The organism is Vreelandella nanhaiensis, from assembly GCF_003990185.1.
In the GTDB taxonomy this organism is placed as follows: domain Bacteria; phylum Pseudomonadota; class Gammaproteobacteria; order Pseudomonadales; family Halomonadaceae; genus Vreelandella; species Vreelandella nanhaiensis.
Map to the genome: position 1 here is coordinate 227,374 of NZ_RZHF01000015.1, position 22,080 is coordinate 249,453.

The window sequence follows — 22,080 nt, forward strand, 5'->3', positions numbered from 1 at the left end:
TTGCGACCCATGAATTTCAGCTTACAGCGTTATTGTGTCAGAAGTCTTTGCACAACCGCAGCGCATCGTAGATGGCCGCATGCGTGTTGCGTGGCGCGGTGCAGTCACCCAGACGGAACAGCACGAAGCCGTCGCCGCTTTCAGACAGACAAGGCTGAGGTTTTATCGCGTAGAGCGCTTCAAGGTCCATCTGCCCCTTGTTGCGCGAACGCTCCTTGAGACTGTAGTAGAGCGCTTCATCGGGGCGAACGCCGTTTTCCACTACGACCTGATCGACCACACGCTCTTCCAGGGCGCCTGTGTATTCGTTTTCAAGCACGGCCACCAGCGAATCACCTTCGCGATACACTTTATGCAGCGCGAGATCCGAGGTCATGATCACCTCTTTCTCATACAGGCTGCGGTAATAGGTCGGGAAGGTAGTGCCGCCTACCGCAGCACCGGGTTTGATATCGTCGGTGACGATCTCGACCTTGGACCCCTTGTCGGCCAGATAGTCCGCCGCCGATACGCCGGAAAACTCGCAGATGGTGTCAAAAATCAATACGTTCTTGCCCGGCACCACGGTGCCGTTGAGAATGTCCCAAGTACTGACGACTAGGCTCTTGTCAAGATCGCTATCGTAGCCCCACTCCGGTACCTGCGAGAGGAACGGTTGCCCACCGGTGGCCAGTATCACCACGTCTGGACGCAGATCGGCAATGGTCGCCTCGTCGGCACGCGTACCCAGGCGCAGATCAACCTCCAGGCGCGCCAGCTCCAGCTGATACCAGCGCGTGATGCCGGCAATCTGGTCGCGCTGCGGCGCTTTCGATGCCACGGTGATCTGACCACCGATCTGCTCCTGCGCTTCAAACAGCGTCACGTCATGGCCGCGCTCGGCGCACACGCGGGCTGCTTCCATGCCAGCTGGACCACCACCGACGACGACGACCTTGCGTTTGGGGCCTTCGCTTTTCTCGATAATGTGCGGCAGGCCCATGTACTCACGCGAGGTCGCGGCGTTCTGGATACATAGCACATCAAGACCCTGGTACTGACGATCGATGCAGTAGTTGGCGCCTACGCACTGCTTGATCTGATCCACCTGCCCCATCTTAATCTTGGCAATGATATGTGGGTCGGCAATGTGGGCGCGGGTCATGCCGACTAGATCCACGTAGCCGCCTTCCAGAATCCGCTGGGCCTGGTTAGGGTCCTTGATATTCTGGGCATGGATGACCGGAACGTTGACCACTTCCTTGATGCCTGAGGCCAGGTGCAGGAAGGGCTCTGGCGGAAAGGACATGTTGGGAATGACATTGGCCAGAGTATTGTGAGTATCGCAGCCCGAACCTACCACACCGAAGTAGTCGACCATGCCGGTGGCATCGTAGTACGCGGCGATCTTTTTCATGTCTTCATGAGTCAGACCGTCTGGGTGGAACTCGTCTCCGGTGATGCGCATGCCGACCACAAAATCGTCGCCCACCTCGGCACGTACCGCCTTGAGCACTTCCATGCCAAAGCGCATGCGATTTTCAAAGCTACCGCCCCATTCATCGGTACGCTTGTTGACGCGTGGGCTCCAGAACTGGTCGATCAGGTGCTGGTGCACAGCGGAGAGTTCCACACCATCGAGGCCGCCTTCCTTCGCCCGGCGTGCTGCTTGGGTGAAGTCGTGGATGATGCGGTGGATCTCTTCTACTTCTATGGTCTTACATGTCGAACGGTGTACCGGCTCGCGAATACCCGAAGGTGACAGCAGCGTTGACCAATCGTAGCCATCCCAACGTGAGCGGCGCCCCATATGGGTGATCTGAATCATGATTTTGCCGCCGTGCTTGTGCACAGCGTCGGCTAGATTCTGGAAGTGCGGGATAATGCGGTCGGTCGACAGATTGACCGAGCTCCACCAGCCTTGTGGGCTATCGATGGAAACAATCGACGAGCCGCCACAGATGCACAGGCCACAGCCGCCCTTGGCCTTCTCTTCGTAGTATTTGACGTAACGATCGGTGGTCATGCCGCCGTCGGTGGCATACACCTCGGCATGAGCCGTGCTGACCACGCGGTTACGGATAGTCTGGCTGCCGATCTGTATCGGCTTGAATAATGCCTCAAATGCCATGGCGACGATCCTCAGTTCTCAGGCGTAACAACAAACAGGCCGTGTTCACAGCCTTCCTCGGCGCCGCTTTGCGTCTGCTCGGCAACCGTGCGTAGCGAGCTGCCTCGCGCACTTAGAATCTGGTCCATGGCGCCAGCAAACCAGCCGGTAAACATGTACTCGATCTTGCGGTTCACCTTGCCCATTTGATAGACGAAGGCGCTGTGCTCAAGGCGTACGCGGGCGGTTCCTTTATCCAGGTCGATCTCTTCGGTAATGAAGATGCCCCAGCCGCGCTGGGAGAGGCGCTTCATGTAGTGTTCAAACACATCCACGCCTTCGAGCCCGTGGAGTTCGGCTTCTTTCTCGCACCAATGCCAGGCGCTCTTGTAGCCCGCCTTATAGAGAATCTCGGCATATTTCTCAGCACCCAGCGCCTCTTCAATGGCCACGTGGTTGTTGATGAAGAAGTGGCGCGGTACATACAGCATCGGCAGGGCATCGGTCGTCCAGATACCGGTTTCGCTGTCGACTTCAATCGGGAGTTCGGGAGCTGTCGTGATCACGGTTGTATTCCTTAAACTTATACTTGTTCAAAAGATGTTCAGTTGTTTGCAGGCTTTGAGACTTTGCATCGAGCGGCTCAGGCCATCGCCCGAGCCGGCATAACAAGCGCTTATTCTCCCCACACATCCTTCAGGGTTCTGACCCAGTTCTCGCCCATGATTTTTCTGACCTGGGACTCGCTCAGGCCACGCTTTAGAAGCGCCTCTGTCAGGTTGGGGAATTCGCCGATAGTTCGGATACCTTCGGGATTGATGATCTTGCCGAAGTTGGTCAGGCGGCGGGCGTAGCCCTTATCATGGGTAAGCCACTCGAAGAAGTTCTGGTCATGGCCCTGAGTGAAGTCAGTGCCGATGCCGATGGCGTCCTCGCCCACGATGTTCATGATGTATTCGATCGCTTCACAGTAATCATCGATGGTGGAGTCGACGCCCTTCTTGAGAAACGGGGTGAACATGGTGACGCCGACAAAACCGCCGTGATCGGCGATGAACTTGAGCTCTTCATCGGACTTGTTGCGCGGGTGTTCCTTGAGACCGGACGGCAGGCAGTGCGAGTAGCACACCGGTTTTTTGGATTCGAGGATGACCTCTTCAGAGGTTTTGGCGCCCACGTGGGAGAGATCGCACAGCATGCCCACTCGGTTCATTTCCGCGACGATCTCACGGCCGAACCCGGACAGCCCGCCGTCACGCTCGTAGCAGCCGGTACCCACCAGATTCTGGGTGTTGTAGCACATCTGAACGATGCCCACGCCCAGCTGCTTGAAAATCTCCACATAACCGATCTGGTCTTCAAATGCATGGGCATTCTGGAAGCCGTAGATAATTCCGGTCTTGCCTTCTTCCTTGGCGCGCCTGATATCGGCCGTGGTGCGTACCGGGCGTACCAGGTCGCTGCACTCTTCCATAAGCTTGTTGGAGGCAACAATGTTGTCCACCGTTGCCTTGAACCCCTCCCAGACTGAGACAGTGCAGTTGGCCGCAGTCAGGCCACCGCGACGCATATCTTCCAAAAGCTCGCGGTTCCATTTGGCGATAATCAGACCGTCAATAACAATGGCGTCTTGGTGTAATTCGGCAGGGTTCATAGTATGGCTCCAGAATTGTTTATGTAGGGAGCATAGCGTTGAGGTGGTGTCGATCTGCTCTTGGAAACGACGACGGAAATTCCAAAAGCGTCATCGCGGGAAATGCCTGCACGGGAAGCCTGGCGAAGAGATAAGAAAGGCGGTACAAAAAAAGAGCCGCCTTCTTAGGGCGGCTCTGGGTCAGCAACGGTGGCTAAACCTGTCAGGCGAGCGGGACGCTGGCAAAGGTGGGTTCGCCCTGGGCGTAGGCAAGGGCCAGCAAGGCGCTTGACGCCGGTTCGTTGCTTGTCGGTTCTGCACCCCAGCGCTTGAGCAATGGCGGCACTTTTTCCTGATATTTCTGACGTGTATGGATGCCCAGACGCTCATCGCGCGGCGGGATGCCAAAGCATTCGCGATAGCATTTGGAAAAGTGCGGTGTGGAAACAAAACCGCATACCGAGGCGATTTCGATGATTGAGAGGGGCGTCTGCTTGAGCAGCTGGCGCGCCCTGACCAGGCGCAGCTTGAGATAGTACCGGGACGGCGAGCAATGCAGATAACGCTGGAACAGCCGCTCTAGCTGGCGGCGGGAAACATCGACGTAGCTTGCCAGCTCATCGAGCTCAAGCGGCTCTTCAAGATTGGATTCCATCAGCGCGACGATTTCCAGCAGCTTGGGTTGCGTCGTGCCCAGCACATGTTTCAACGGCACGCGCTGCTGATCCTGTTCGTTGCGCATGCGCTCGTAGACGAACATTTCGGAAATACCCGCTGAAAGCTCCTTGCCATGATCGTGAGCGATCAGGTTGAGCATCATATCCAACGGTGCCGTGCCGCCCGAGGCCGTGAAGCGGTCACGGTCGATGGAGAACAGCCGCGTCGTCAGCACGATTTTCGGGAAAGCTTCCTGAATGGAGGCTAGGCACTCCCAATGAATGCTGGTTTCATAATGGTCCAACAAACCCGCCTGACCCAGCGCCCAGCTACCGGTACAGATGGCACCCAGGCGTCGCAGTTGACGCGACTGGGCCTGTAGCCACTGGATGTGCTCACGGCTAACGCTGTGCTGCGGCGCGACTCCGCCACACACGACAACCCAGTCAAGCGAGAGCGGCGCATGCATCGAGGCATCTGGCGTCACATTGAGGCCGTCGCTGGCACGAACCGGGGCGCCATCCTGGGTGAGAGTATACCAGCGGTAAAGCTCGCGGCCGGCCAGCTGGTTGGCCATGCGTAAAGGCTCAATCGCTGACGCCAGCGAGATGAGGGTGAAGTTGTCCAACAGCAGAAAACCGAGGGTTTGGGGTATGTTCGAGTGACCTACTGCGGTTGGGTTTTTTACTTGATCGGTGGTCATGGTCTTTACCTCTATCACCTAAACGTCATTGGCTTTCTTCTTATTATCGTCCTACGTCGCTGGCGTCTTATTTTGAGTCCTTGCGCTAGATACGTGCTGCTTATCTGCATATTGGCACGAATGACACTTATACTGACAAAGCAATCTGAAAAGCAACTCAACTTATGTCGCAAACAGAATATTGTAAGTCGCCATCGGAGCGATTAATGGGGTTGTAAGGCGAGCATCGGTGATAAATGAAACGTTCGTTTCAAGATTAGGCGACGTTTTAATAAGTCATTGAACCCAAAGGTCTTGCATTCACTAAATGCTATAAGCTAATAAGCTAAATGATGAAAGGAGATATCAATGGCCAAGTTTCTCAAGGAATTTAGAGAGTTCGCCGTTAAAGGCAATGTCATCGACATGGCGGTGGGGATTATCATTGGCGGCGCTTTTACGTTGATTGTGCAAAGCCTGGTCAAGGATGTCATGAACCCGGTGATCGGCCTGCTGGTGGGCGGTATTGATTTCTCCAACCTGTTTGTTGTGCTGCGTGAAGGGACCACGGCTGGCCCTTATCCAACGCTTGCCGCTGCCCAGGCTGCCGGCGCGGTCACGCTGAATCTCGGATTGTTCTTGAACGCTGTGGTGAGTTTTACGATCGTGGCGTTTGTCGTCTTTATGCTGGTCAGAACGATCAATCGCTTAAAGCGTGAAGAAGTGGAAGCACCTAAAAGCCCAGTCGAGAAGCCCTGCCCGTACTGCTTTATGACCGTGCCTATAAAAGCCACCCGCTGCGGGCACTGTACATCAGAATTACCCTTGCCCACAGAAGCTGAGCAGCAGTCTCTCAAGGCGGCATCGTCGCCATCCTAGTAACGGTTATTCATAAAAAAAGGGGCCCCGAGGGGCGCCCTTTTTTTGACTTTCGTTAAGCATTAAGCGCGTTTTTTAGCCGCTTTTGTATCGGGAGTCTGGCTGTCACTGGCATCGCTGGGCTGGGGTAGCGAAGGCAACGACTTGGCGAGCATTTCCACACTATGGCGATAGTAAAGCTGGCTCTTGTTGTGCTCACCCAGGCTTGCATAAAGGCGGGCAAGCTCGGCACACACTTCGCCACTGGGGCGCTGGCGTTGGCTGGCTTCGAAGTACTCCAGTGCTTTCTCCCACTTGCCGGTGCGCAGCGAGAGACGACCGCAAGTCAGCAACAGCTCAGGGTCATTGGGACGCTCCTGCAGCCATTTCTCGGCCTTGGCAAGCTGACGTGCCGCGTGCACGTTCAACAGACCGTAGCGTTTGATCAGCCGGGCATCCCAGTGATGGTCCAGCGAGTGGTTGAGCAGACGCTCGGCAATGGCTTCTTCATTGGCCTGGAGTAGCGCATCGGTATACAGCACAATCAGTTCGGTATTGCCGCGCAGATACTCGGGCATATCCGCCCAAAGGCTGCGAACCCGCTCGATATTGCTGGGGTTCTTAGCTTCAAACAGAATCAGCTCACGGTACGCCTTGAACTCAAGCTGTTCGCGCTCCTGCTGGGCAATCAGCTTCTGTGCGGCCAGGCGCGGCAGCAGCCAGCGCAAACCTTCCCAGTCGCTAAGGCTCAAGTGCACCTGCTTGAGCAGTTTCAACACCTGTGGGTGATCGTTGAGCTTTTTATCCAGGCGGTTGAGGATCGCCAGCGCCTCTTCAGGCTGCTGGCGGTCAATCATCAGTTGCGCCTGCATCAAGCCGATAGCGGTGTCAGCGCCTTCAGTGCTGAGCTGGGCCTGATTAAGATGCTCTTGGGACTTGGTGTGGTTGCCTTGGTAATGCGCGGCCAGCGCGGCCGACAGGTAGTTGACCAGCGGCGTACTTGAGTCGCCGGCGGCGTGCACCAGGGTCTTTTCAGCCTTTTTCCAGCGGCCTTCGGTCAGCGCGACCAGGCCGCGCACGGTACGCTTCATGGCGCGACGGTTACGGGCACGGCTATTCCAGGTACGAAAACGCCCCACAGGACGAATAATGCCGCTAAGCAGGCGCAGAGCAAAGTGCAGCACGATAAACGCCGCTAGTAGCAGAATCAGGCCGAACCAGAAGGAGGTCTGAACCGAGGTATCGCCTACCCGGATTAACCAGTAGCCAGGCAACGACATCATCAGGTGCCCAAACAGGGCACCCACGGCAAGGCCCGCTACCAGCAGGAGGATGAGTTTTCTCATGCATCACCTCCCTCTTCGCCATTTTGCTGGCGCGATCTGAAGCGGTTCTCGATAAAGCTGGTCATGGCCTGCTGGGAGGCGCTGATATCCGGAAGCTCGGGCTCAATCTCGGCTTGCTTGAGCTCCTGTAGACGAGAAATCACGCTTTGAGTCGCATCGCTTTCAACATCGTAGTAGCCGTTGAGCAGTTCCAGTGCCTTGTCGATGCTGGCTTCATACAGCGGCTGCTCCTCTTTGAGCAGCGCCAGCTGTGCCTGTTCGATAATCAGACGCAGGCTCTGGCGCAGGTAAGACTCCTGCTCCGGAGTGACCAGGGTTTCCATCGCTTCGTCATGATGACGAATCGTCACAAGGTCTTTCAGCTCTTCGCCAAAGCGCGCCAGTTGGCGCTGGAAGGTGCCGGTAGGTGGCTGCTCAATGCCGGAGGTAACGGCCCGCTCTTCCACTTCTTGGGAAAGGCGCAGACCCGCCACACGTTCCTGCTGAGCATTAAGCGCCAAGTACAGGCCAGTGCGGTCTACCCGTGGCACGCCATCTAGGGCTGCCAGCTCGTTGGCAATTTCACGACGCACGGGCGTCAATGCCGGATTGTCGGCATCAGCCAGACGGGCATCGGCGGTGCGTAAAAGCGCCGCGGCGCCATCCACATCGCCCTCAAGCTGCAGGCGCTGGTTGGCCAGGCGCAGCAGGTAAGCGGCTTCGGCATGCAGCCAGTCGCGGTCGTCGGTGTCCTGAGCCTGGGAGAGCTGGTTGAGCACGTCATCCAGCGTGTCATTGACGTCACTGCGGTAGCTATCCAGCTCTCCGCGCAGCTCTTCCAGCGTACTTTCAAGCGCTTGCGTGCGCTCGCTTTCGCTGCTTTCAAAGCGTGACTCAAGATCGTTTACTGCTTGCTGGCTGGCGCTACCTTCGGCCTGCTGGCTCAGCTCAGTGATGCGCTGCTGTTGGCTGTCCAGGCGCTGCCAGCCCTGCCAGGCTACAATAATCAACGCAACGGCCAGCACCAGAACCAATACGAGCGCTAATAGGCCGCCTTTACCGCCACTGCGCTTGTCGCCACCGTTGGGCGGGTTGGGGGGGAAGCCGTTACCACTGCCGGAAGCTGCGTTTTTTGCCGTTGAAGTGTTGTCTGGTGTTGCTGTGGGCGTGGCACTGGCGGCTGCCGGTTTGCTCGCACTGGGCGTAGCTGAACTGGAACCAGCGGTATTGCCAGAGCTGACAGTAGAAGGCTCGGCACGGGAGGACTCTGTGCTGGAAGATACGGTGCTGGAAGACACGGTATCTGCTGGCGCCGTTGAACGGGAGGCTGCCGAAGTGGAAGACGTCTGGCCTTGGCTGCCGCCTTTACCGCGCCGCCGCGAACGCCCGTTCTTGGCCGAGCCATTGGTCTGCTGTGAACTGGACGGCTGTGAAGTGGCCGGACTGGCTGACGTGCTGCTTTCTTCCTTGCCGGAGATTGGAGGGGTTGAGGCTGACGCGGCAGTATCATCCGGCTTGATGCTGTTGTGAGACGCATCGGCGGACGTTTTTTGTACGTCTTCCTGATCGTTTGGTTGTTTGCTCATCTGTCGCTAGCCCTTATTAAGTTCCTTGATCGACATCGGCACCCTTAGGGTTACAGGACCTTTCCAACGTAGCTGCCAGGGCAGCCGGCGTTGCTCCCGACGCCACCTTGAGGTCACAAAAACCCAGTGTACCGGCCAGTGTAGCTAAACGGTGACTGGAAACGATTAGCGGTTGGTTCAATGCTGCCTGATCACACCATTTTGCCAGATGTTCAAGCAGTTCGCCGCTGGTGACGATTAACGCCTGGTAATCTCCTGTTGTAAGACGTGCCTGCATGGCGGCAGAAGGCGGTTGGAAAACGCGCCGATACACAGCAACACGCCTTACCTGGGCGCCACGCTCAATCAGCGTGTCGGCCAAGAGCGTACGCCCACCTTCGCCAGCGACCAGCAATATTCGCTGGTGCGCCACATCTCTGAGCGAGGCGAGCGATAAAAGCGCCTCGCTGGTGTTTTCGCCGTGCTCATTTACAGCGCCCTTTTGTCCAGAGGCAGCGGGGGGGATGCGCACCCGAACACCTAGCTGGTCAAAAAGAATCTCTGCCGTGGCGCTCCCCACGCTGTAATAATCAATGCCGACCGGCAGCTGCGGCCAGTAGCGGTCCAGTGCGTTACTCAAGCATTGGGCTGCAAACGGGCTGACCACGATCACCTTGTCGTATTGGTCTATATCCAGCCAGGCGATGCGCATGGCAGGGCTTTCGGGCAGGGCTTCAAGGGCCATGACCTCCAGAGACTCAACTGGTGTGCCCGTGGCGCGCAGGGCATTGGCCAGCGCCTCGCCACGCTCGCCGGGTCGGCAGATCAGAACCGGCGACGTCATACGTTGTTGCCGTACACCTCGGCCAGAATATCGCCCGCGCCCTGATCAAGCAGATCTTCGGCAATGCGGATACCCAGCGCCTCGGGCTCATGGATCGAACCGCTGCCTTCGGCGCGCAGTACTTCGGTGCCTTCCGGGTTACCCACCAGCCCGCGCAGCCAGATAGTCTCATTGGCCTTGTCGAGCACCGCAAAGCCTGCGATAGGCACTTGGCAACCACCTTCGAGGCGCGTGTTCATGGCGCGCTCAGCGCGTACCCGGGTAGCAGTGTCCGGATCATCCAGCGGTGCCAGCAGGTTGATCAGTTCGGGGTCGTGAAGGCGGCACTCAATACCCAGCGCCCCTTGACCGCAGGCAGGCAGGCAGACTTCCGGCGGAAGCGCCTGGGCAATGCGTGCATCCAGGCCCAGACGTTTCAAGCCGGACGTGGCCAGAATGATAGCATCGAACTCGCCCTCGTCGAGCTTGGCCAGTCGGGTCTGCACGTTGCCGCGCAGGTTAAGAATTTCCAGATCAGGACGGATTTCGCGAAGCTGTAGACCACGGCGCAGGCTGGCGGTACCGATCTTGGCGCCTTCAGGCAGCTCATCAACACTTGTATAGTGGTTGGAGACAAACGCATCGGTGGGATCGGCGCCTTCTAGAATCACCGAAAGGCCCAGACCTTCCGGGAAAAGCATCGGCACATCTTTCATGGAGTGCACGGCGATATCCGCGCGGCCATCCAGCATGGCGTCTTCCAGCTCCTTAACAAACAAACCCTTGCCGCCAATCTTGGAAAGCGGAGTATCGAGAATCTTGTCGCCCTTGGTGGAGAGCGCAACCAGCTCGACTTCCAAACCTTCGTGTGCCGCCATCAAGCGGTCGCGAACGTGTTCGGCCTGCCACATGGCCAGCTGGCTTTTTCGCGTGGCGATACGCAGTTTGGTGATGGATGACACGTTATTCTCCCTTTGCCGCTGACGCGGCGCGTCAAGCTATGATGTTCTCATCATAAAGCACCTGGGCACACAGTAAAAATCAGTGACTTTATTTAAGATAAGTACCAAGCAGTTTAAATGTCATTGAGATAAAACGCTGTGCCTTTTGAACTCAAGCAATCCAGGCAAGGACTCTGTTACACTTTCCGCTATCGACTCTTTTGTTTTGTCAGCAGGATATGCCTCCGATGAGCCAAGCTACGAATCAGTCCTGGGGCGGTCGCTTCAGCGAACCTACCGATGCCTTTGTGGCGCGTTTTACCGCGTCTGTCACCTTTGACCAGCGCCTCGCGCGTCAGGATATTCAGGGCTCGATTGCCCATGCCACCATGCTTGCCCGGGTGGGCGTGCTTACCGATGAAGAGCGCGACGCGATTATTAACGGTCTGACCGAGATTCAGGGCGAGATCGAGCGCGGCGAATTCAACTGGTCGGTGCCCCTTGAAGATGTGCACATGAACATCGAAGCGCGCCTGACCGACAAGATCGGCATTACCGGCAAGAAACTCCACACCGGGCGTTCGCGCAATGACCAGGTGGCCACCGACATCCGCCTGTTCATGCGCGACGAGATTGACGTCATAGAGGTGGAGTTAAAGCGTCTGCGCGAAGGCATGATCGAGCTTGCCGACCGCGAAGCCGATACCATCATGCCGGGCTTTACCCACTTGCAAACGGCCCAGCCGGTCACCTTTGGCCATCATCTGCTGGCCTGGCAGGAAATGCTCGCCCGCGACCACGAGCGTCTGTTGGACTGCCGCAAGCGCGTTAACGTGCTGCCTCTGGGTGCGGCGGCGCTGGCGGGCACTACCTACCCGATCGACCGCCACGTGACCGCCGAGCTTCTGGGCTTTGACCGCCCGGCGGAAAACTCGCTGGATGCCGTGTCGGATCGCGATTTCGCGATTGAATTTACCAGCTTCGCCAGCATCCTGATGATGCACCTGTCGCGCATGAGCGAAGAGCTTGTGCTGTGGACCAGCGCCCAGTTCGACTTTATCGATCTGCCCGACCGCTTCTGCACCGGCTCCTCGATCATGCCGCAGAAGAAAAACCCCGATGTGCCGGAACTGGTTCGCGGTAAAACTGGCCGGGTTTATGGTCATCTGATGGGCCTTCTGACGCTGATGAAATCGCAGCCGCTGGCCTACAACAAGGATAACCAGGAAGATAAAGAGCCCCTATTTGATGCCGTGGATACGGTGCGCGACTGCCTGAAAGCCTTTGCCGACATGGTGCCGGCTATTGAGCCGAAAAAGGACAGCATGTATGAAGCGGCGCGGCGCGGTTTCTCTACCGCCACCGACCTCGCTGACTACCTGGTCCGGCGCGGCGTGGCCTTCCGCGACGCCCATGAAATTGTCGGGCAATCCGTGGCTTACGGTTTGAAAACGCAGAAAGACCTCTCCGAAATGAGCCTGGACGAACTTCAGCAGTTCTCCACCATCATTGAGCAGGATGTATTCGACGTACTGACGCTTGAAGGCTCGGTGGCGGCGCGTAACCATATTGGCGGTACCGCGCCGGATCAGGTACGTGCTGCCGCCCAGCGGGCTCGCGAGGCGCTCTCGGCGCTGCAGGGGCAGGCATGAAAACACTGGCATGTATCGCGCTTATCGCCTTATTAGTGGCCGGTTGCGGTCAGAAAGGGCCGCTTTACCTACCCGACGATAATTCGCCCGTAAGCGGCGCTGCTGAACAGGCTGGGTAAGCAGCTGCAGGAGACAGGTTCATGGATCACTTTAACTATCGCGACGGCGTTCTGTACGCCGAAGACGTGCCGCTCTCGCAGATTGCCGCAGAGCATGGTACGCCCTGTTATGTTTACTCCAAGGCAACGCTTGAACGCCACTTCCGTGCCTATACCGAGGCGTTGGGAAGCCACCCGCACTTGATCTGTTACGCGGTAAAAGCCAACTCGAATCTCGCCGTGCTGGGGTTGTTGGCCCGCTTGGGTGCCGGGTTTGATATTGTCTCGGTAGGCGAGCTTGAGCGTGTGCTGACCGCCGGTGGCGACCCGGCCAAGGTGGTGTTCTCAGGCGTCGCCAAGCAGCCCTTTGAGATGGCTCGCGCGCTGGAAGTGGGTATCAAGTGCTTCAACGTGGAATCCCGCCCTGAGCTTGAGCGCTTGAACGCTGTGGCGGGTGAACTGGGCAAGATTGCTCCGGTGTCGTTGCGGGTAAATCCGGATGTAGACGCCGGCACTCACCCGTATATCTCCACCGGGCTCAAGGACAACAAATTCGGCATTGCGGTGGATGATGCGCTGGAGGTCTACGAGCTGGCCGCCAGCCTGCCAAATCTTAAGGTGAAGGGGCTTGATTGCCATATCGGCTCCCAGTTGACCGAAACTGCGCCGTTTCTGGATGCCCTGGAGCGCCTGCTGGTGCTCATGGAGCGCCTGCGCGAACGTGGCATCGAGATCGATCACCTGGACCTGGGCGGCGGCCTGGGAGTTACCTACCGGGATGAGACGCCCCCGCAGCCCTTTGACTATGCCAGCAAGCTCTTGACGCGCCTGTCGCGCTGGGAAGGCGGCGAGAAGCTGACGCTACTGTTCGAACCGGGCCGCTCCATTGCTGCCAACGCAGGGGTCATGCTGACCCGAGTCGAGTTTTTGAAGCCTGGTGAGACCAAGAACTTCGCGATTGTCGATGCGGCCATGAACGACTTGATTCGCCCAGCACTGTACCAAGCGTGGCAGGCCATCGTGCCGGTGGATACACGCAACGCACGGCAAAGCGCCACTTACGACGTGGTCGGTCCGGTCTGCGAAACCGGCGACTTCCTGGGTAAGGAGCGCGAACTGGCAATTGGCGAGGGCGACCTTCTGGCCGTGCGCTCGGCCGGCGCTTACGGCTTTGTGATGGCCTCGAACTACAACAGCCGCCCGCGTCCTGCCGAGTTGATGGTCGATGGCGATGCTTGTCATGTGGTACGCGCCCGGGAAACCGTGCAAAGCCTTTGGGCGGGCGAAGCGTTGCTGCCCGAAGGAGCGCGCTGATGCTTTTGCACTTCACCAAGATGCATGGTCTAGGCAACGACTTTATGGTCGTGGACCTTGTGACCCAGCGTGCCCGGCTGCGTGAAGAGCAGATTCGCCAGCTAGCTGACCGTCGCTTCGGGATCGGCTTTGATCAGCTGTTGATTGTCGAGCCGCCCCGAGACCCCGAAATGGATTTTCGCTACCGCATTTTTAACGCCGACGGCAGTGAAGTGGAAAATTGCGGTAATGGTGCGCGCTGCTTTGCGCGCTTTGTTCGCGACCAGCGCCTGACCCATAAGCACGAAATTCATGTAGAAACCGCCGGAGGCCCGTTGGTGTTGAATGTGCAGCACGATGGCCTGGTGCGGGTAGATATGGGCCGGCCGCGCTTTAGCCCGGCGGCGCTGCCCTTTGAGGCTGAGGGTGATCAGCCGCTGCACGCTCTTGAAGTGGACGGCGAAACACTCAAGGTGGGCGTGGTATCCATGGGTAATCCCCATGCCGTGTTGCAAGTGGAGAGCGTTGAGCAAGCACCCGTAGAGCGCCTTGGTCCGCTGGTTGAAGCGCATCCGCGTTTCCCCAAACGCGTCAACGTGGGCTTTATGCAGGTGCTGTCGCCCAGCCAGATTCGTCTACGGGTATTTGAACGAGGCAGTGGCGAAACCCTTGCCTGCGGTACCGGCGCCTGTGCGGCTGTCGCCAGCGGTATTCGCCAGGGGTTATTAAAAAGCCCGGTGAGCGTTCACCTGCCCGGCGGCGAGCTGACCATCGAATGGCCGGACCCGGAGGCATCATTGATCATGGTTGGCCCTGCCACACGAGTCTTTGACGGCCGTGTCGCACTAAATTGATTGATGGCCGCGTTTAACTGATTCAAGGAGTACGGCGATGTCTCAAGCCCCTGAACCGCGCAAGACGCTCGATCCAGACCAGGTAGCATTTTGGCTTGCCCGTCATCCCGATTTTTTTGTTGGTCGCGAAGGATTGCTGCAGCAGCTTAAAGTCCCTCATCCGCATATTGATGGCGCGGTCTCGCTGCTTGAGCGGCTGGTGCTGGATCTGCGCCAGCGGGCGGAAACGGCGGAAGACCGCCTGGAGCATTTGCTGGAAACCGCCCGGCACAACGAAGCTCAGTACCGGCGCCTGCGCGAAACCCTGCTGGCGCTGGTGGAAGCCGATAACCGTGATGCTCTGGCTCAGGCCCTGGCCACTCAGTTAAACGAGCGCTTTGATACGCCAGCCATGGCGCTGTGGTGCCCGGCCACGCTAAGCGACAGCGAACCGGAACCGCCTCAGCCGCCGCGCCATGTGCTGGACCAGCACGCCAGCGCACGCCTTGCCGCTTTGCTGGATGGTAAGACCAGCCGCTGTGCCAAGCTGAGCGTTAGTGACTGGAAATGCCTGCTGCCGCATACCAAGGCGCCGCGCAAGGCGGGCTCTTGCGCCATTTCGCGCCTTTCGGCAGGGGAGTCGCTGGGTTATCTGCTACTTGCCAGTCCCAATCCTGAGAGCTATCGCGCCAGCATGGATACATTGTTTACCGAGTATCTGGGCGATATCGTGGCGCGGCTGCTGATTCGTTTGGAACAGCATGGCTGATTCGGCACTTGTTGTCGCGGTGGCGGGCTATATCGATGCGCTTTCCCGTCACGCAAGCCCGGCTACCGTCGCGGCCTACCAACAGGATTTGAACGCCTTGTGCCGGTTTGCCGAGCAGCGAGAGGTGCACGACCCGGTGGGGCTGGATACTGCGCTGCTGCGCACCTTTCTGGGTGCCGAGCGCAGCCGTGGGCTGGGCGCGCGTAGCTTGGCCCGCCGCCGGGCCGCGCTTTCCCGCTTTGCCGACTACCTCGTCAGGCAGGGCATTCTGGCCGATAATCCGGTGGGGCTTCTGCGCACGCCCAGGCAGCCCAGCCACCTGCCACGCCCGGTGGATGTCGATGCTCTGGCTCAGTTTCTGGATAGTCCTCACGACGGTTCGCCCCTGGCGGTGCGTGATCAGGCCATGCTCGAGCTTTTTTACTCCAGCGGGCTACGCCTGGCGGAGCTTGCCGCGCTTGATCTCCACGACCTGCAGGCGAGCCGGGTGCGCGTTATCGGCAAGGGCAGCAAGCCGCGCCAGGTGCCTGTGGGGCGGCGTGCCCAACAGGCGTTGGCCGACTGGCTAACCTGCCGGTCTGGCATGGCGAAGGACACTGAAACCGCGCTGTTTGTCGGACAGCAGGGCGTGCGTCTGGGGCATCGGGCCATCCAGAAACGCCTTGCTCAGCTCTCGATCACCCGCGGGCTGCCGGAGCATCTGCACCCACACCGGTTGCGCCATTCCTTTGCCAGCCACCTGCTCGAATCCAGTCAAGACTTGCGCGCGGTGCAGGAGCTTTTAGGCCACGCCAATCTTTCCACCACGCAGGTGTATACGCGGCTGGACTGGCAGCACCTGGCCGCCAGCTACGATTCCGCTCATCCACGTGCCAAACGCGGGCCATCTGGAAGCAAGCCATGACAGCACTGCAAGCCATTACCTTTGATCTAGACGATACGCTTTGGGATAACCACGGTGTAATGCTACGCACAGAAGAGGGCCACTACGCGTGGCTGCTGGAAGCCCTTGGCATGTGGCGTGCCACGCGCCAGGAGGCGCCGCTTTCGCTTGGCTATGAGGCGGGGTTACAGGATTACCTGGAGCGCCGCCAGCAGTTTGCCAAAGACGTGCCCGAGCGTCGTGGCGACTTTACCTGGCTGCGCCTGCGTGCTCTAGAAGCCCAGCTGGAAGCTGAAGGTCTTCCACGCAGCGCAGCTATTTTGTGGGCGGCGGCGGCCATGAACGAGTTTCATCGCCTGCGTATTCAGGTAACACCACACCCGGAGGCTGCCGGTTTGCTGGCAGCGCTCAGCGAACGTTATCAGCTTGCCGCAATCACCAATGGCAATATCCACTTGAAGCGCCAGCCCTTGGCGGCGTATTTTCCAGTGGCTATTGCTGCGGGCGAGCTTCTTGCTCCCAAGCCGGATCACACGCCCTTTCTAACGGCCCTTGCTAAGCTTGATGTGGCACCTGAGCACGCCATGCACGTAGGTGACTCCTGGGCAGAGGACATACTGCCCGCCCAGCAGCTCGGCATGCACGCGGTGTGGGTCTCAAGTGATGATGACCAGTTACTGCCGCCCCGGGTGCATCGCATTGCGCATATCAAGGACTTGCCTGCGATACTTGAGCGGCTGAATAGCTGATCGCCTTATTCGGACTCAGGCGTGTGCAGCCACTGGTCAAGCTTCTGTGAGAGCGTGTCGACCCCGTCACGCTTGAGCGATGAGAACAGCTGAACCGATACCAAATCTTCCCACTCTTTCAGCCGTGAACGTACTTTTTGCAAGGCAGCGCTCGCCGGGCCTTTTTTAAGCTTGTCGGATTTGGTCAGCAGGATATGCACCGGCATATTGCGCTTGTCGGCATAGCTGAGCATCATCTGGTCAAATTCGGTCAAGGGGTGGCGAACATCCATCAACAGCACCAAGCCGCGCAGGCTGAAACGGCCGCGCAGATAATCAGAGAGGTGCTGCTGCCACTCAAGCTTGACGGCCTCGGGCACCTTGGCGTAGCCGTAGCCGGGCAGGTCAACCAGACGGCGCGATTCATCGTTCATCACGCTGAAGAAGTTGATCAACTGAGTGCGGCCGGGCGTTCGCGAAGTGCGGGCCAACGCTTTTTGCTGGGTTAACGCGTTGATCGCGCTTGATTTACCTGCGTTCGAGCGGCCGGCAAACGCCACTTCAGCACCCGTGTCATCCGGGCAGGTAGCCAAGGTGGGGGCGCTGATCATAAAGCTGGCGGTTGGGTAGTTTAGCCGGGCGACGGGGCTATCTTGGGGGGTGGACATGAAGAAAATCCTGAAATCGAACCAATAAACAGTCTGCGTTAACCACGCGTATAATGACATGGCAAGCCGCGCTGCGACGAATTACCCCGTCAGTCAGGTCAAACGTTGCGTAAAAAGCGGTAATACCTGCGACCTGGAGCGGTAGTGTACCACTGCGCCCAAGCCAACAGCGACTAATCAGCATGCTGTTGTGCGGCTTATCTATGCATAGGTAAACAGAAGCCCGCCCGCCCGCCCGGATGAGGTAGGTGCTCTTCATCATTTAACCGACTAGTGAGTTGTCATGAACGTATTGCGGGCAGGTTTAACGATTATTTTGAGTACTGTCGGCATTGCGCAGGCCCAGCCCCATGAGCAGCAGGAAGCGGACGCGACGGCGGGCCAGCAGAAAGCCCAGACCTGCGCGGCCTGCCATGGTCAGGCTGGCATCAGCCCTGCTGAAGTTTTTCCCCATTTGGCGGGCCAGCAGATGTCCTATTTGGCCAAGCAGATCATGGATATCCGCGATGAAACGCGTGTTGTTCCGCAAATGATGGGCATGGTGGACGGTTTTTCCGATCAGGACGCCTGGGACGTCGCCGCCTATTACGCCGGACAGGAGGCTAATTTGGGCCAGGCCAGCGATGAGGACGCAGAGCAGCTCGCACGGGGCGAAGCGCTTTACCGGGCGGGCGACAGGACGCTTGGCATACCTGCATGCAGTGCCTGCCATACGCCCACCGGGGTGGGTATTGGTAGCGCCGTGTATCCCGCACTCGCGGGTCAGCATCCGGCCTATACCCAGGCAGCCCTGCGTGCGTTTGCCTCGGGAGAGCGAGCTAACGACCCCAGCGGCAGCATGAGCGATATTGCCGCCAAATTGAGCGAAGATGACCGACAGGCTTTAGCTAACTACCTCTTTGGCTTGTATTAATAGGCGGCGTCAGTGAATTCCCTTTTCTATTGGCGGGGGAACCTGATAGCGTTATTAACAGTCTCAGCTTCCGCTTACCCTTTGGAGAATTGTCGCTATGTTCAAAACGTTAATGGTTGCAATGGCCGGTCTAGGCCTTTCTGCGGCTGTCAGTGCTCAGGAATTGGTTGAAGGCCAGGACTATACGCTGCTGGATCCGCCGGTAGCGACTCAGGTAGATGATGATCAGATTGAAGTAACCGAGGTATTCTGGTTTGGCTGCCCGCACTGCTACCGTCTTCAAACGCCGGTCAGCGAATGGTATGAAACGCTGGATGATGACGTAAGCGTTGTGCATATGCCCGCCACTATGGGCGGTAACTGGAATATTCACGCGAACGCCTTTTATGCCGCACAATCACTGGGCATTGAAGAGGATCTGCACGCCGATTTCTTTGACGCGATCCATCAGGACGGACGCGAGCTGACGGACTCCGACGAGATTGCTGAATTCTTTGCCAATTATGGGGTAAGTGAAGAGGACGCTAAAAAGGCGCTGACCTCCTTTAACGTACGTAGCCAAGCCAACAAGGCCAACAGCCGCATGCGTGAAATGCGCCTGATGGGCGTGCCTGCATTAGTGGTAGACGGCCGTTATGTCATCACGCCCAGCACTGCGGGCAGCCTTGAAAACATGCCTCAAGTAGCCGAAGCGCTAATTGAGCGTGTACGTGAGGAACGCGCCCAGGAAGAGTAAGTAACCAAGGAATCAGGTGATAAGCAGATGGTCGATATGACAGCGATGAACCAGGGAGCCAGACCATTGCCTCTGCGCGAAAGGGGGCATCTTCGCTTGCTCACTTTTAATTTGCAGGTAGGGATACAAACGTCTGGTTATCACCACTATGTTACCCGTAGCTGGCAGCACTTTCTGCCCGACTCGCAGCGCGTCAAGCGCCTGGATATCATGTGTGACGTGCTGGGTCAGTTTGACGTGGTGGGTCTGCAGGAAGCTGACGGCGGCAGCTTTCGAACCGGCCGTATCAACCAGATCGAATACCTGGCGGCCAAAGCCGGGTTTCCGCACTATTTCAAGCAGCTAAACCGTAACCTTGGACGTGTTGCACAGCACAGCAACGGGCTGCTTTCGCGCCTGGTGCCCACCAAGATTGAAGAGCACCGTCTGCCCGGTACGCTGCCGGGACGTGGTGCCATCCATGTGCGGTTTGGCAACGGGCCGGATGCCCTGCATATCTTTGTGGCACACCTGGCGCTTAGCCACCGGGGGCGGGTACGTCAGCTCAACTATTTAAGCGATATTATCGAGCCGCTGCGCCATGTAGTAGTAATGGGAGACCTTAACTGCACCCCGGACCAGCTGCATGCCCATGAGCGATTCAGTACGTCGCTGCCGCTGCACCCCGTTAAGCCGCTGCTCAGCTACCCCTCCTGGCAGCCGCGGCGTGCGCTTGATCATATTCTGCTGTCGCAGACCCTGGAAGCCGCCGAGGTCCGGGTAATGGATCATCTGTTTTCCGATCACCTGCCGATTGCGGTGGATTTGCCGCTTCCGGCGGCTTGCCTGTTAGCCATTGAAAAGGCAACACCTTCGGTTTCCTGAGTCGCTTAGCGGCAATAAAAGGTCGCACAAGCGTGCTTGGGGGTGACGTTCGGCCCAGAATCAGCGATGATTCTGGGCCGTTTTCTTTCTCCAGGACATTAACATGCTCGCCAATGCCCATGAGCCGCGCTTGCTCCGCTGGCTCGACTGCGTAACTGAGGGAGTGGGCCGGGCCATTGCCTGGCTGGTTGTGATCATGATGGTCGTTCAGTTTGCCATCGTTGTACTGCGCTATATCTTCGGTATCAATAGCATCGTGATGCAGGAGTCGGTGATGTATATGCACGCTGCCGTGTTCATGCTCGGTGCCGGGTGGACGCTACGCCACGATGGCCATGTGCGTGTGGATATCTTTTATCGCAAGATGTCGAATAAAGGCCGTGCCTGGATCGATCTGCTGGGTACGCTGTTTCTGCTGATTCCGGTGGCCTCGTTCATTGCCATCTCAAGCTTTCGCTATGTCATGACCAGCTGGGCCATCATGGAGCGCTCGGGCGATGGCGGCATTCCGGCGGTATTTCTGCTCAAGTCCCTGATACTGGCGATGGTCGCCCTGCTGCTGCTACAGGCGGTGGCCCAGCTGATCCGTCAAATGCTGATTATCCGTGGCAAGCTATCCGGTTCCACCCCTGTGCATGAGGAGATGGTCTAGTGCTGGCGACTCTATTGGAAGGTATGCCGCTAGTATTGTTTGCCACGGTATGCGGTGTCTTGATGCTGGGTTATCCGGTGGCGCTTTCGCTGGCCGGAACGGCGCTGGCCTTTGCCGGGTTAGGCTTTCTGCTGCAGTCGATGGGCGTCCCGGTGCCGTTTGAGGCGCGCTGGATGAGCTCCATGCCTAACCGTATTTACGGCATCATGACGAACAATACCCTGCTGGCGGTACCTCTTTTTGTGCTGATGGGTGTACTGCTTGAGAAGTCACGGGTAGCGGAAACCCTGCTGGATGCGATGACCATGGCGTTTGGCGCCCTGCGCGGCGGTTTAGGGATCGCGGTGGTATTGGTGGGTATGCTGCTGGCCGCGTCTACCGGTATTGTAGGGGCAACGGTGGTTACCATGGGCCTGCTTTCGCTACCCACCATGCTCAAGCGCGGCTACTCGCCGGCGCTGGCGACCGGCACCATTTGTGCCACGGGTACGCTTGGGCAGATAATTCCACCCTCGATTGCTCTGGTGCTGCTGGGTGACGTACTTAACAATGCCTACCAGCAGGCTCAGCTCGCCATGGGTTCCTGGAGCCCCAAGACGCTCTCCGTGGGCGATCTGTTTATCGGCGCGCTGGTGCCGGGCTTGCTGCTGGTAATGGCCTATATCATTTATCTGCTCATGGTGGCGTGGTTGAAACCCAGCGCGGCCCCGGCGGCGGACCGTGAAGCGCTGATGCAGGAGCTTGGCCACACCGGCAGCGTCTGGCCGCTGCTGTTGAAGGGGCTTTTACCGCCTGTACTGCTGATTGTAGCTGTGCTGGGCTCGATACTGGGCGGCTTTGCCACGCCCACGGAAGCCTCGGCGGTGGGCGCCTTCGGTGCGCTGTTGCTGGCCGCGACCAATCGGCGATTAAGCTTTTCAATGCTGCGCGATGTGGTGCGCTCCACCGCCCAGGTGACCAGCATGGTGTTCTTGATCCTGATTGGCGCAGCGCTGTTTTCGCTGGTATTCCGAGCGTTTGGCGGCGAAGAGCTGGTTACCCATATGTTTGAGGCAATGCCAGGTGGCGTTGTCGGGGCCACGCTGGTGGTCATGCTGGTGATTTTTTTGCTCGGATTTATTCTCGACTTTATCGAGATCACCTTTGTGGTGGTGCCGATCGTCGGTCCGGTGCTTCTCGCCATGGGGCTTGATCCCATCTGGTTGGGCATCATGATCGCCGTCAACCTGCAGACGTCGTTCCTGACCCCGCCGTTCGGTTTTGCGCTCTTTTATCTGCGCGGCGTTACCCCGCAAAACGTGCCCACCTCGGCGATCTATCGTGGGGTCATTCCGTTTATTCTCATGCAGCTGGCGATGCTGCTGGCGCTGGCGCTGTTCCCGGGTCTTGCCACCTGGCTACCGTCGGTCATTTAGGAG

At 58.2% G+C, this 22,080-nt stretch carries 23 protein-coding genes; 14 read left to right on the forward strand and 9 right to left on the reverse strand.

Annotated features, from left to right (window positions below):
• Nucleotides 1–37 precede the first annotated feature (37 nt).
• From dgcA to gbdR, 4 genes are all read right to left on the reverse strand, one after another.
• Nucleotides 38–2,110 carry a dimethylglycine demethylation protein DgcA gene (dgcA, locus tag ELY38_RS11360; RefSeq protein ID WP_127062319.1) on the reverse strand — a complete coding sequence of 691 codons (2,073 nt, stop codon included), beginning with the start codon at nt 2,108–2,110 and terminating at the stop codon, nt 38–40.
• 11 nt (nt 2,111–2,121) lie between these two features.
• Entirely contained in the window at nt 2,122–2,655 is a 534-nt protein-coding gene (locus tag ELY38_RS11365; protein WP_127062321.1) for a 4-vinyl reductase, read from the reverse strand.
• A gap of 110 nt (nt 2,656–2,765) precedes the next feature.
• The gene (locus ELY38_RS11370; RefSeq protein ID WP_127062323.1) at nt 2,766–3,743 is read right to left on the reverse strand and encodes a dipeptidase; all 978 of its coding nucleotides are present in this window, start codon (nt 3,741–3,743) and stop codon (nt 2,766–2,768) included.
• A 202-nt stretch (nt 3,744–3,945) separates the two neighbouring features.
• Nucleotides 3,946–5,082, reverse strand: coding sequence for a choline metabolism transcriptional regulator GbdR (gbdR, locus tag ELY38_RS11375; protein ID WP_127062324.1), 1,137 nt, complete (start codon nt 5,080–5,082; stop codon nt 3,946–3,948).
• A 348-nt stretch (nt 5,083–5,430) separates the two neighbouring features.
• Between gbdR and mscL the strand changes: the two genes are divergently transcribed.
• Entirely contained in the window at nt 5,431–5,940 is a 510-nt protein-coding gene (gene mscL / locus ELY38_RS11380; RefSeq protein ID WP_127062326.1) for a large conductance mechanosensitive channel protein MscL, read from the forward strand.
• Between the two features lie 62 nt (nt 5,941–6,002).
• Here mscL and ELY38_RS11385 read toward each other — a convergent pair whose 3' ends face one another.
• Nucleotides 6,003–7,265, reverse strand: a complete 1,263-nt coding sequence (locus tag ELY38_RS11385) for a heme biosynthesis HemY N-terminal domain-containing protein (RefSeq protein ID WP_127062327.1) — start codon at nt 7,263–7,265, stop codon at nt 6,003–6,005.
• Nucleotides 7,262–8,542, reverse strand: coding sequence for a uroporphyrinogen-III C-methyltransferase (locus ELY38_RS19215; protein ID WP_246009130.1), 1,281 nt, complete (start codon nt 8,540–8,542; stop codon nt 7,262–7,264). Before ELY38_RS19215 ends, ELY38_RS11385 begins: the two co-directional genes overlap by 4 nt.
• Between ELY38_RS19215 and ELY38_RS19220 the strand changes: the two genes are divergently transcribed.
• Nucleotides 8,514–8,774, forward strand: coding sequence for a hypothetical protein (locus ELY38_RS19220; protein ID WP_222845152.1), 261 nt, complete (start codon nt 8,514–8,516; stop codon nt 8,772–8,774). The genes ELY38_RS19215 and ELY38_RS19220 overlap by 29 nt on opposite strands.
• A 72-nt stretch (nt 8,775–8,846) precedes the next feature.
• Here the strand turns inward: ELY38_RS19220 and ELY38_RS11395 are convergent, their stop codons facing one another.
• Nucleotides 8,847–9,653: a uroporphyrinogen-III synthase gene (locus tag ELY38_RS11395; RefSeq protein WP_127062331.1), complete on the reverse strand. Its 807-nt coding sequence runs from the start codon at nt 9,651–9,653 to the stop codon at nt 8,847–8,849.
• Nucleotides 9,650–10,594, reverse strand: coding sequence for a hydroxymethylbilane synthase (hemC, locus tag ELY38_RS11400; RefSeq protein ID WP_127062333.1), 945 nt, complete (start codon nt 10,592–10,594; stop codon nt 9,650–9,652). The genes ELY38_RS11395 and hemC overlap by 4 nt, the downstream gene beginning before the upstream one ends.
• 227 nt (nt 10,595–10,821) lie before the next feature.
• On the opposite strand from hemC, the gene argH reads away from it, so the two are divergent.
• The 7 genes from argH to ELY38_RS11435 are packed head-to-tail and all read left to right on the forward strand — an operon-like array spanning nt 10,822 to nt 16,850.
• A complete protein-coding gene (argH, locus tag ELY38_RS11405; protein WP_127062334.1) occupies nt 10,822–12,225 on the forward strand; it encodes an argininosuccinate lyase in 1,404 nt (467 codons plus the stop codon).
• Complete coding sequence (gene lptM, locus ELY38_RS11410) at nt 12,222–12,344, forward strand: LPS translocon maturation chaperone LptM (protein ID WP_127062336.1); 123 nt, start codon at nt 12,222–12,224, stop codon at nt 12,342–12,344. Before argH ends, lptM begins: the two co-directional genes overlap by 4 nt.
• 21 nt (nt 12,345–12,365) lie before the next feature.
• Nucleotides 12,366–13,637 carry a diaminopimelate decarboxylase gene (gene lysA / locus ELY38_RS11415; RefSeq protein WP_127062337.1) on the forward strand — a complete coding sequence of 424 codons (1,272 nt, stop codon included), beginning with the start codon at nt 12,366–12,368 and terminating at the stop codon, nt 13,635–13,637.
• On the forward strand, nt 13,637–14,470 hold the full coding sequence (gene dapF / locus ELY38_RS11420; protein ID WP_127062339.1) for a diaminopimelate epimerase: 834 nt from the start codon (nt 13,637–13,639) through the stop codon (nt 14,468–14,470). The genes lysA and dapF overlap by 1 nt, the downstream gene beginning before the upstream one ends.
• Before the next feature lie 37 nt (nt 14,471–14,507).
• Nucleotides 14,508–15,218 carry a DUF484 family protein gene (locus ELY38_RS11425; RefSeq protein ID WP_127062341.1) on the forward strand — a complete coding sequence of 237 codons (711 nt, stop codon included), beginning with the start codon at nt 14,508–14,510 and terminating at the stop codon, nt 15,216–15,218.
• Nucleotides 15,211–16,122: a tyrosine recombinase XerC gene (locus ELY38_RS11430; RefSeq protein ID WP_127062343.1), complete on the forward strand. Its 912-nt coding sequence runs from the start codon at nt 15,211–15,213 to the stop codon at nt 16,120–16,122. Before ELY38_RS11425 ends, ELY38_RS11430 begins: the two co-directional genes overlap by 8 nt.
• Nucleotides 16,119–16,850: an HAD family hydrolase gene (locus ELY38_RS11435; RefSeq protein ID WP_127062344.1), complete on the forward strand. Its 732-nt coding sequence runs from the start codon at nt 16,119–16,121 to the stop codon at nt 16,848–16,850. Before ELY38_RS11430 ends, ELY38_RS11435 begins: the two co-directional genes overlap by 4 nt.
• Nucleotides 16,851–16,855: 5 nt before the next feature.
• Here the strand turns inward: ELY38_RS11435 and yihA are convergent, their stop codons facing one another.
• Complete coding sequence (gene yihA, locus ELY38_RS11440) at nt 16,856–17,497, reverse strand: ribosome biogenesis GTP-binding protein YihA/YsxC (RefSeq protein WP_127062346.1); 642 nt, start codon at nt 17,495–17,497, stop codon at nt 16,856–16,858.
• Nucleotides 17,498–17,780: 283 nt separating this feature from the next.
• Between yihA and ELY38_RS11445 the strand changes: the two genes are divergently transcribed.
• From ELY38_RS11445 to ELY38_RS11465, 5 genes are all read left to right on the forward strand, one after another.
• Complete coding sequence (locus tag ELY38_RS11445; RefSeq protein WP_127062347.1) at nt 17,781–18,410, forward strand: c-type cytochrome; 630 nt, start codon at nt 17,781–17,783, stop codon at nt 18,408–18,410.
• Between the two features lie 97 nt (nt 18,411–18,507).
• Entirely contained in the window at nt 18,508–19,146 is a 639-nt protein-coding gene (locus tag ELY38_RS11450; protein ID WP_127062349.1) for a thiol:disulfide interchange protein DsbA/DsbL, read from the forward strand.
• Between the two features lie 27 nt (nt 19,147–19,173).
• Entirely contained in the window at nt 19,174–20,010 is an 837-nt protein-coding gene (locus ELY38_RS11455; RefSeq protein ID WP_127062351.1) for an endonuclease/exonuclease/phosphatase family protein, read from the forward strand.
• 103 nt (nt 20,011–20,113) lie between these two features.
• Nucleotides 20,114–20,662, forward strand: coding sequence for a TRAP transporter small permease subunit (locus ELY38_RS11460; protein ID WP_127062353.1), 549 nt, complete (start codon nt 20,114–20,116; stop codon nt 20,660–20,662).
• Entirely contained in the window at nt 20,662–22,077 is a 1,416-nt protein-coding gene (locus ELY38_RS11465) for a TRAP transporter large permease (protein ID WP_127062355.1), read from the forward strand. Before ELY38_RS11460 ends, ELY38_RS11465 begins: the two co-directional genes overlap by 1 nt.
• Nucleotides 22,078–22,080 lie beyond the last annotated feature (3 nt).